Source organism: Hoeflea sp., assembly GCF_039975035.1.
Lineage (GTDB): Bacteria > Pseudomonadota > Alphaproteobacteria > Rhizobiales > Rhizobiaceae > Hoeflea.
This window is the reverse complement of record NZ_JBDWHW010000191.1, coordinates 1-9702: the sequence shown is the minus strand read 5'-3', so window position 1 is coordinate 9702 and position 9702 is coordinate 1. Positions and strand designations below refer to the sequence as shown.

Below are 9702 nucleotides of genomic sequence, written 5' to 3'. Positions count from 1 at the left end.
AACGACGCGCCGGCGCTGGCTGCGGCCGAGGTCGGCATCGCCATGGGAACCGGAGCCGATGTCGCCGTCGAAAGTGCCGGCATCACTCTGCTCAAAGGCGACCTTGGCGGCATCCTGCGGGCAAGAAAACTGTCCGAGGCGACGCTGCGCAACATCAAGCAGAACCTGTTCTTCGCTTTCGCCTACAACACCCTCGGCGTACCGGTCGCCGCCGGCGTGCTGTATCCGATCACCGGAACATTGCTGTCGCCGATGATCGCGGCTGCGGCCATGAGCCTGTCGTCGGTGTCGGTCATCTCGAATGCATTGCGGCTGCGGCGGGTCAAGCTCGATGCTTGATCTTCCAGCCGGCGGAGACTTTTCCGGTGGAAGACAGCAAGGTCGTCCAGCCATAGCCGCCAAGGCGTCTGGCGGGCATGAGCGCGTTGTGGAGCGGGGAGGCAGACAATGAATATCGGCGAAGCATCTGATCTGACCGGCCTGCCGGCCAAGACAATCCGCTATTATGAGGATATCGGCCTCATAAAGCCTTTGCGCGCAGCCAATGGCTATCGCGACTACGATGCCAGGGATGTTCACAGGCTGGCGTTCATTCAGCGATCGCGAAGTCTCGGCTTCACCATCGACGAATGCCGGTCGCTGTTGTCACTGTATGAAGACAAGGCGCGCGCCAGTTCGGACGTGAAATCGCTGGCGATGGACAAGGTCCGGGAAATCGATCGCAAGCTGAAGGAACTGAAGTCCTTGCGCGACACGCTCAAGACCCTGGCCGATCATTGCCAGGGCGACGACCGGCCCGAATGTCCGATCATTGACGAAATCGCCAGGGGAGGCCGGGTCTGAAACCCGCGAAACATCCTGAGTGCTGGGGTCCTGCCCGGCATCGCGGTTTTCACGCCCGCCAATACCGGCTGGCGCGCATCTTGACGCAGGCCTGCCTCTAAGGCCTTGTCGGCGCCGCATCGGACGTATATTCCTGCGGTTGATCGAATATCAGGCTGTGAGCATGGTCGGGACACGAGGGATTATCGGCAGATCGGGATTGGTGCGCATGCTCTGCGCCCTGTCGCTGCTGCTTGTCGCCTTCGCCCATCGTCCGCTCAACCTGACGGATTCGGTCGCGGGCTATTCGGATGTCGATGTTGCATCCTTCATTCTTCCCGATGGCACGTTGCCCGATCTTTGCCTGCCCGGCCAGGACGGCCCCTATCATTTTTCCGCCTATCATTGTGAAGCCTGCCGCATTGTCTCTTCGGTTGATTTGCCGTCCCCCTTTAACGGCTATGTGATCACCCGCTGGTCTGCCGCAGCCGAGCTTGCGGTCCCCCAGGACGCCAGGCTCGCCTATCCGGCCTTGCGGCCCGGCGCTTCCCCCCGCGGTCCTCCCTCCTTCTCAGCCTGATTTTCTGCCTGATCGGCCAGACCTCGCGTCTGGGCGGCCTTGAAACACGTCTCCTGAGGTCCCGGTCAGCGCAGTTGTCCGGCTTTCCCCTGAATACTCGGCTGCCGGAACGTTCCCCGACGTTCGTGGGCCAACCACCCAATCAGCGTCTGAGCAAGACGCATATGCAAAGGCAAACACCATGAAACGCATCGCTCTTATTCTCTCCGCCGCCATTCTCGGTCTTTCGTCCGCCTCCGCTGCCGCCCATGAGTTCAAGCTGGGGTCGCTCGAAATCGATCATCCCTACGCCCGCGCGACGCCCCCCAACGCCCCGGTTTCCGGTGGCTACATGACGATCCGCAACTCAGGCACCGAAGCCGACCGGCTGGTCTCTGGCGAAGCTGAATTTGCCGACCGCGTGGAAATCCACGAAATGAAGATGGAAGGCGAAGTCATGAAAATGCGCCAGATCCCTGATGGACTTGAAATTCCAGCCGGCGGTGAAGTCGTGCTCAAGCCGGGCGGCTACCATGTCATGTTCATCGGCATCGACAGCCAGTTCAAGGAAGGTGAAGCCCGCAAGGCCAAGCTGACTTTTGAAAAGGCCGGTACCATCGAGCTCGAATTCAGTGTCGAGAACATCCAGAAGATGAAAGACAACATGAAGATGGATCACGGCACCATGAAGCAGGGCGGCTGAGCCATGCAGACCGGTTCCACCGAGCGACGCTTCGGGGTGAAAATCTGGGTAGGGGCGGCGATTGCCGCCCTGATCCTCATCTCCGCCGGATTCCTGGGTTGGCAGTATGCGGTCCAGGGCACCGGCAGGTCATTGACTGCAGGAATGAAGCTGGGGACCGATTTCAAGCTGGTCGACCACAATGGCAATCCGATCACCCAGGCGGCCTTTGAAGGCAAGCCGACGCTCGTCTTCTTTGGCTTCACCCGCTGCCCGGAGGTCTGCCCGACGACGCTGTACGAAATGGCGGGATGGTTCGATGCGCTGGGTGATGAGGGACGCGAGCTTCAGGCGTTTTTCATCACCGTCGATCCGGAACGCGATACGCCGGAGATCATGAAAGGCTACGCCGACGCTTTCACCGACCGGGTCACCGGCATCACCGGCGATCCCGATGAAATCGCCAAGGTGATCGCGGCGTGGTATGTCTATGCGGCGAAGATCCCGACCGAAGATGGCGATTACACCATGGATCACACCGCTTCGGTGTTCCTCATCGACAGAAACGGCGAGTTCAAGGGCACCATCGCCTATGGCGAGAGCGCTGATACGGCGATCGCCAAGCTCAGGCGACTGGCCGGAGCCTCGGGATAGAGCATTTTGTGATCTCACGCGGCGCTGTCACGCCTTGAAAAGATGCATAATCGGTGCCGTGCAAATGAAATCCGTTTGAACGCGATCTGCACCGGCAATCACTGCGCGGCGGCCCGGTCCTCGATCGGGCTTGCGTCCTCAAGTGAATCTCCGGGGTAGAGGATCACCGGATCTCCCTCCGACAGGCCGGACAGGATCTCGGCCCGCCTGTCGGTCATGTGACCGATCTCGACCCGCGTGATCCGGGCCTTGCCGTCTTCCATCCTGAACACAGCCCAGTCCCCGTCATCGCGGTAAAGCGCGCTGACGGGGACTTGCAGGGCGGCGTCGGATGACCAGGTGATCAGATTGACGATCACCCGGAATCCATGGCCAAGATTGGCTGGCGGCGGATCCTCGAGCGCGATGATGGCGTTGACCCGTTGTTCTGATATCCCCAATGCCGAGACTTTGGTGAATGCCGCCGGTTCAACCCGGTCGACCCGCCCCTCCAGCGTTTCCGGCCCGCCCCAGCCGGTGATCAGCGCCCTGCTGCCGGGGTGGATCTTGACCGCATCGGCAGACAGCACGTCGACCGTGATTTCCAGATCGGTCGGGTCGCCGACCTCGGCGATCAACTGGCCGATACTGGCAGGTTTTTCACTTTTGACATTGAGCGAGAGAATGATCCCGTCAACCGGCGACACGATGTTGATACAGCATTGGCCGTTGGCGGCGGAAACGGGAGTTTGTCCGGGCTGCGCCAGCCGTGCCTGGGCGCTGGCAAGCTCTGCCTGCCTGAGCGCGATCATCGCTTCGGCGGATTTGACCTGTGCCTTGGCGAGTTCGACTTCGCCGTCAATCCGTTCCAGTTCGCTATCGGCGACGATATTGGTCGCCGCGAGCTTCCTCGCCCTGTCCTGACGGGCGCGGGCGAGGTCATGCGCTGTGCGTGCCCGTGTCAGCTCGACCTCGGCCACCGCGATATTCGAGCGCGCGGCATCTATCGCCGCCATCAGTTCGGTCCGCGTGCGGGTATCGAGGAACGGAGGATCGAGAGGGTAGATCTGGGCGATGCTGTCGCCGGCGCGGACCGGGTCACCGACCGAGTAGGTAATCCGGTCAAGATGTCCTGCTATGGGCGAGGAGATCGCGTAGACATTGCGGATGCGGGTGATGCCATCGTCTTCGACGGTCACCTGCATCGGCGCGGCGGTCACCTCGGCGAGATCAACGAGAATGGTCTTTTCGCCGAACGCGACATAGAACGCCCCGCCGATCGCCGCGACGACCACCAATCCTGCAAGGCTTTTGACAAGCACAGATGCCATGATTTCAGTCCCTTGTTTTCAAGACGCGGATCAGGTCGAGCCGGTCGATGCGCCGGCGCACGATCAGCGCCGACACCAGTGCCCCGCCGAGCACTACCAGGCTCGACACCGCGTAGGTGGACGGATTGATGATGAGCGGAATTCGGAACAGATCGCTTTCAAAGCCTTTGGCGACGAGTTCCGAGAAGCTTCGGCCGATGAGCCAGCCCAGCGGTTGCGCCAGAACCACCATGACCCCGAGTTCGGTCAGCAAGACGCGCGAAACCTCACCATTGGTGAAGCCGAACACGCGCAGGCTGGCAAGTTCGCGGGCTCGCTCCGACAATTGTATCCGGGCCGAATTGTAAATCACGCCAAAGGTTATGATGACGGCGAGCGAAACATAGATTGTCACGCTGATGCCGATGTTTTCGTCGATCACCTGTTCGAACCGCTGGCGTGAAACACCTTGCAGCGCCACCGAGGCGATCGCCGGCGTTTGCTTGATCTCGGCATAGAGTTTCCCGATATCGTTTTCATCCACGATCACGCGTGCGCCGGACAGGCGCGGGCCCAGGCCCGACAGCCGGTCGAGTGCTTGGCGGCTCATGTTGGCGTTCAGCCCGACATAGCTGTTGGTGAGCCCCACAAGCGGCACGGAGACGCGTCTGCCCCGCCCGTCGCTCAGTTCCACCTCGAGCTGGTCCCCCGGCGCAACGTCGAGATGGTCGGCCAGCCGTTCGGAGAGCAATATCCCCGCCTCCGGCAGTTTGATCGGCTTGAAATCCTGATCCAGTATCCGGCTGATATCGGTTTGGGGGTCCGAGGCGATGATCTGGACGTTGCGCGACAGGTTCCGGTTTCGCAACGTTGCGGCCTGCGCGCGGAACGGCTCGGCCGCGATCACCCCGGGTAACCGCGCCACGTCCCTGATCGCGTCGGGAGAGAGGTCCGCGGCAAACGTCAGCGTCGCATCCTGGCGGTCGGCCCTGAACCAGACCGTGTCAATCATGTGATCGACGGAATCAAAGGCAAACAGCGATGTGATCAGCAGCGCCACCGGCAGCGCGGTGCCCAGCGTTGTCAGCGCGGTTCGCATCGGCCAGCGCACCAGATGACGCATCGCCATGATGGTGAGTTGCGAGAACGGCAGACGAAAGGCGCCGGGTGTGCCGCTGAAAAAGCTGTGATAGCCGGTCGGCGCCGGCGGCCGCATGGCCACCGCCGGCGGCAGCCGCACCGCGCCCATGATCGCATTGGCCGCGCCCGCAAGGGCGGCGGCGATGGTGACAACAATGGAGATCACATAAAGATCGGGCTGTTGCGAGAACACCAGAAACGGGAATGAGTAGAATTCGCCATACAGCGCCGCCATTCCGTGCCCCAGTCGTGTACCGGCGATGCCGCCGATCACCACCCCGACGAGCGAGATCAGCAATGTCAGTTTTGCATAGTGCCAGGCAATCGCTGCATTGGAGTATCCCACAGCCTTCAGAAGCCCGATTTGCTCGCGTTCCAGCGCGATCAGCCGGGTCAGGATCATGTTGACCAGAAATGCCGAAATGAACAGGAAGATAGGCGGGATCACCTTTGCCATGGCCCTGAGCTGGGTCAGTTCGGAGTCAAGGAATGCGTCGGACATGTGGTCGGTGCGCTCATAGGCGCCGGTGCCGCCATGGGGCTTGAGGATGGTGTCGAGCCGCGCCACTACGTCGTTCTTGTCGGCGTTGCGTGCCAGCGTCAGCGAGACATTGTTGAACGCGCCGTTCATGTCATAGGCGCCCTCCAGCACTGCCCTGTGCATGTGAATGACGCCGAAACGCTTCTGGTCCGGCACCATGTCGCCGGGGCCGATGGCATAGACATATTCGGGTGACAGCGTGATTCCGGTGATCGACAGGTTACGTTTGCGGCCATTGATCAGCACATCGAAGCTGTCACCGGGCCGGAACCCGTGGGCGTCAGCGAAGGATTCGATCACCGTTGCCTCATCCGTGCGTCCCGGCTCCGGCATCCGGCCAGAGCGCAGGTAGAGCCGGTTGACGGCCGGTTCGCCATGATCGGGGATCGAGATCACCATGCCGGTCGCCGGTTCGGCCATGCCTTCGATCTCGATGATGACCGGGTTGACGATCCGCGTCTCGACCGCCGAGACCCCGTCGATGGCCGCGATGTCGGCTTTGATGCTTCCAGGAGCCCGTGTTGCGGTGGCAAACACATCGGCGAACCGTGTCCGGTCGTAAAACGCCGCGCGGGTTTCCTCGAGCGCGCGCGTTGCGCCCAACGCCAGAATCAGGGTCATCACGCCGCATGCCATGACCAGCGCCACTGCCAGCGACTGCGCCCACAACCGGGCCAGATCCCGGACAAGCTTGCGGTCGAGCATGCTGAGCCTGCTCACCAGCTCACCTCCGAAGGCTTGATCCGGGACGGGTTGGTTTCCGAAGATGCGATGCGGCCATCGAGAAAGAAGAAAACCCGGTGGGCGATTTTCCGGATCCCGGCATTGTGGGTGATGATCGCCGTGGTCGCGCCGGTTTCGTCGTTCACCCGCGCCAGTGCTTCGAGCACGATGATGCCGGTGGCCGAATCGAGCGCGCCGGTGGGCTCATCGCACAGCAATACGTCGGGTCTTTTGGCGATCGCCCGGGCAATCGCCACCCGCTGCTGCTCGCCGCCCGACAGTTGCGCGGGGAAGTGGTTCATCCGGCTTTCAAGACCGACCAGCGCCAGCGCGTCGCCCGGCGTCATCGGATTTGCCGCCACCTCGGTGATCAGCGCGACATTCTCCCACGCCGTCAGGCTAGGGATCAGATTGTAGAACTGGAACACGAAGCCGACATGGTCGCGACGATAGCCGGTGAGTTGCCGGTCGGTCGCGCCGGAAAGCTCCATGCCCTTGAACGTGACCGATCCAGTTGTCGGCCGGTCGAGGCCTCCTATGATATTGAGCAGAGTGGATTTTCCGCTGCCCGACGGACCCAGCATCACCGCCATCTCACCGGCCTCGAGCGCCAGGTCGACGCCATTGAGCGCACGTACCTCGACATCGCCGGTGCGATATACCTTGGTCAGACCGGACACGGCAAAGATCGGCAGCTTGGAGGCGTGTGGATCAGTTATCATCGTGCAACAATAGCATTACTGGCTTCAAGCTCCTTGACTCCCGTCAATCAGCCGGACCGCGCGTTGCCCAAGACCGGCTGGTGACTCGGTGAGGCGCCTGTGAAATATTGTGGCAATTGCTGCGACATCTTGCATCTTTTGAAGCTTTTCAAGGTCGGGTAGTGTAGGATCAAGGCAGGAGCCCCATGGATATTCGACGCAAAGACGTTCACAACTCAGATTTGCCGATCCTCTGTCAGGCTTGCGAAAGCCGCCACCGCGGCGTTTGCGGAGCCTTGACCAGTGATCAGCTTCTGCAATTGAGCAAACACTCAAACAGGCGCACGGTCGAACCGGACACCGAGCTGGTGGGCGAAAGCACCCAGACCAAATCCTACTCCAATATCATTTCCGGCGTGGTCAAGCTGTCGAAGATGATGGCTGATGGCCGTCAGCAGATTGTCGGTCTTCAGTTCGCTCCGGATTTCCTCGGTCGCCCGTTCCGCAAGGAAAACGGTGTGACCGCCGAGACGGCGACCGAAGTCAATGTTTGCTCATTTCCCAAGAATGTCATCGAGCGGATGATCAGCGAAATGCCGGAACTCGAGCACAAGCTGCTCGAACAAACGCTTGATGAACTTGACGAAGCCCGCAACTGGATGTTGACGCTTGGCCGCAAGTCGGCTGCCGAGAAGGTCGCGAGTTTTGTGCTGCTGATCGCCACCCATGCTTTCCCCGACAATGATTCCGATTCGGTGGCATTTGATCTGCCGATGAGCCGTGTCGACATTGCCGATTTCCTCGGTCTGACCATGGAAACTGTCAGCCGCCAACTGACCAAACTGCGCAAGGAAGACGTCATCCGGATCGCCAACAATCGGCATGTCGTGGTTCCTGATCTCAATCATCTGTCCGAGCGGGCCGGGTTTTAGCGCGCGTCGTATTCAAACGGTCGCAAGCGTATAACCTTACGTAGTCTTTCCTCACGTCAATTTCTGTTTGCAACCCTTCGCTTCTGGTCTAGTTTCCTCGCTGAAACGAGCTTTGGGAGGAGGCGAGGATGGAGTTTGACTATGTCATCGTGGGCGGCGGCTCCGCCGGATCGGTGCTTGCGGCGCGACTGAGTGAAAATCCATCGGTGAATGTTTGTCTGCTGGAGGCAGGCGGAGATGGCAGGGGCATTCTGGTGCGCGCTCCGCTTGGCACGCTCGCCATGCTGCCCGGCAGGCCGAAAATCAACAACTGGGCGTTTCAGACAGTTCCCCAGCCCGGTCTCAATGGGAGACGCGGCTACCAGCCGCGTGGCCGTGTCCTGGGCGGTTCCAGCGCCATCAATGCGATGTTGTACATACGCGGCCATGCTTCCGATTACGATGACTGGGCCAGGGCCGGATGTGAAGGCTGGGGCTGGTCCGATGTGCTGCCGCTGTTTCGCCGCTCCGAGCGGAATATACGTGGCGCGGACGCTCTGCATGGCGATCAGGGCCTGCTCGAAGTCGCCGAGCAGCGAAGCCCGCGCCCGATCAGCCGCGCCTTTGTGGATGCCGCGGCCGAGGTCCAGATCCGCCGCAATGATGATTTCAACGGCACTGAACAGGAAGGTGCCGGACTCTATCAGGTCACCCAGTTCTGGGGTAACGGCAAACAGGGCGAGCGCTGCTCCGCTGCCGCGGCCTATCTGCATCCCGTCATGACCCGGCCCAACCTTGCCGTGATCACCGGCGCCCATGCCACAAGGGTGTTGATGCAGGGGTTTCGCGCCAGCGGAGTGGCCTACCGCAAGGGCGGCAAAGACCATCAGGTCAGCGCGCGCGCGGAGGTGATCCTTTGCGGCGGCGCGTTCAATTCGCCGCAATTGCTGATGCTGTCGGGCATCGGTCCCGGCGAGCACTTGCGCTCAAGGGGCGTCGAAGTGCTCAAGGATCTCCCCGGCGTCGGCCAGAACCTGCAGGACCATCTCGATTACATCTATGCGGCCAAAACCCGTGACACCGATGTTCTGGGACTGGGCGCTGTCGGCGCCTACAAGCTCTTGCGCCATATTCTCGACTGGAGACGCGACCGCTCCGGTCTTGTGGCTTCGCCCGGAGCGGAGGCCGGCGCTTTCATCAAGTCTGAACCGGACCTTGAGCGGCCTGATTTGCAACTGCATTTCGTGGCGGGGCTGCTGGATGATCATTCCCGCAAATTGCATATGGGCTATGGCTACTCATGTCATGTCTGCGCGCTCAGGCCCCATTCGCGCGGCGAAGTCGGGCTCGACGGTCCCGATCCGCTACGCGCGCCCAGGATCGATCCGAAATATCTCTCCGATGACCGCGACGCCGCGTTGATGCTCAAGGGCGCCCGGATCACCCGCAGGATCATGGATGCGCCGTCGCTGCGCACATACCGGCTCAGGGAAGTCTACACCCGGGAAGGCATGGATGATGCGGAACTGATGGGTCACATCCGCGCCCGTGCCGATACCATCTACCATCCGGTCGGAACCTGCCGGATGGGCCGAGATCCTCTGGCGGTGACCGATCCTGAGTTGCGTGTTCACGGAATTCAAAGCCTGCGCGTGGTCGACGCCTCGGTGATGCCGACCC

The 9702-nt window shown here is 61.2% G+C and carries 9 protein-coding genes and 1 pseudogene; 7 read left to right on the top strand and 3 right to left on the bottom strand.

The window, feature by feature from the left end; translation table 11 throughout:
- The 5 genes and pseudogenes from ABJN75_RS17255 to ABJN75_RS17235 form a co-directional block, all read left to right on the top strand.
- A pseudogene (locus tag ABJN75_RS17255) lies at positions 1 to 339 on the top strand (heavy metal translocating P-type ATPase); the annotation flags it as partial.
- 108 nt (positions 340 to 447) lie between these two features.
- A complete protein-coding gene (gene cueR / locus ABJN75_RS17250) occupies positions 448 to 843 on the top strand; it encodes a Cu(I)-responsive transcriptional regulator (RefSeq protein WP_348440822.1) in 396 nt (131 codons plus the stop codon).
- A 163-nt stretch (positions 844 to 1006) separates the two neighbouring features.
- Positions 1007 to 1402 (top strand): hypothetical protein, encoded by a 396-nt coding sequence (locus tag ABJN75_RS17245; RefSeq protein ID WP_348440821.1) that lies wholly within the window; start codon positions 1007 to 1009, stop codon positions 1400 to 1402.
- A 181-nt stretch (positions 1403 to 1583) separates the two neighbouring features.
- Positions 1584 to 2084 (top strand): copper chaperone PCu(A)C, encoded by a 501-nt coding sequence (locus tag ABJN75_RS17240; protein ID WP_348440820.1) that lies wholly within the window; start codon positions 1584 to 1586, stop codon positions 2082 to 2084.
- A 3-nt stretch (positions 2085 to 2087) separates the two neighbouring features.
- Positions 2088 to 2717, top strand: a complete 630-nt coding sequence (locus tag ABJN75_RS17235; RefSeq protein WP_348440819.1) for an SCO family protein — start codon at positions 2088 to 2090, stop codon at positions 2715 to 2717.
- Between the two features lie 98 nt (positions 2718 to 2815).
- On the opposite strand, the gene ABJN75_RS17230 is transcribed toward ABJN75_RS17235, so the two are convergent.
- Genes ABJN75_RS17230 through ABJN75_RS17220 form a run of 3 tightly spaced genes read right to left on the bottom strand, consistent with a single transcriptional unit; the run spans position 2816 to position 7132 of the window.
- The gene (locus ABJN75_RS17230; protein WP_348440818.1) at positions 2816 to 4027 is read right to left on the bottom strand and encodes an efflux RND transporter periplasmic adaptor subunit; all 1212 of its coding nucleotides are present in this window, start codon (positions 4025 to 4027) and stop codon (positions 2816 to 2818) included.
- A gap of 4 nt (positions 4028 to 4031) precedes the next feature.
- On the bottom strand, positions 4032 to 6407 hold the full coding sequence (locus tag ABJN75_RS17225; protein ID WP_348440817.1) for an FtsX-like permease family protein: 2376 nt from the start codon (positions 6405 to 6407) through the stop codon (positions 4032 to 4034).
- A complete protein-coding gene (locus tag ABJN75_RS17220; RefSeq protein ID WP_348440816.1) occupies positions 6404 to 7132 on the bottom strand; it encodes an ABC transporter ATP-binding protein in 729 nt (242 codons plus the stop codon). Before ABJN75_RS17220 ends, ABJN75_RS17225 begins: the two co-directional genes overlap by 4 nt.
- Positions 7133 to 7317: 185 nt before the next feature.
- Between ABJN75_RS17220 and ABJN75_RS17215 the strand changes: the two genes are divergently transcribed.
- Together ABJN75_RS17215 and ABJN75_RS17210 are read left to right on the top strand one after the other, a co-directional pair.
- A complete protein-coding gene (locus ABJN75_RS17215) occupies positions 7318 to 8043 on the top strand; it encodes a Crp/Fnr family transcriptional regulator (protein WP_348440815.1) in 726 nt (241 codons plus the stop codon).
- A 128-nt stretch (positions 8044 to 8171) separates the two neighbouring features.
- On the top strand, positions 8172 to 9702 hold a 1531-nt coding region (locus tag ABJN75_RS17210; RefSeq protein ID WP_348440814.1), incomplete at its 3' end, for a GMC family oxidoreductase N-terminal domain-containing protein.

What these genes read in the sequence shown, in the direction of transcription:
- ABJN75_RS17220 (WP_348440816.1), bottom strand. Translation starts at nt 7,132, where the DNA reads ATGATAACTGATCCACACGCCTCCAAGCTGCCGATCTTTGCCGTGTCC.
- ABJN75_RS17215 (WP_348440815.1), top strand. Translation starts at nt 7,318, where the DNA reads ATGGATATTCGACGCAAAGACGTTCACAACTCAGATTTGCCGATCCTC.
- ABJN75_RS17235 (WP_348440819.1), top strand. Translation starts at nt 2,088, where the DNA reads ATGCAGACCGGTTCCACCGAGCGACGCTTCGGGGTGAAAATCTGGGTA.
- cueR (WP_348440822.1), top strand. Translation starts at nt 448, where the DNA reads ATGAATATCGGCGAAGCATCTGATCTGACCGGCCTGCCGGCCAAGACA.
- ABJN75_RS17240 (WP_348440820.1), top strand. Translation starts at nt 1,584, where the DNA reads ATGAAACGCATCGCTCTTATTCTCTCCGCCGCCATTCTCGGTCTTTCG.
- ABJN75_RS17245 (WP_348440821.1), top strand. Translation starts at nt 1,007, where the DNA reads ATGGTCGGGACACGAGGGATTATCGGCAGATCGGGATTGGTGCGCATG.
- ABJN75_RS17230 (WP_348440818.1), bottom strand. Translation starts at nt 4,027, where the DNA reads ATGGCATCTGTGCTTGTCAAAAGCCTTGCAGGATTGGTGGTCGTCGCG.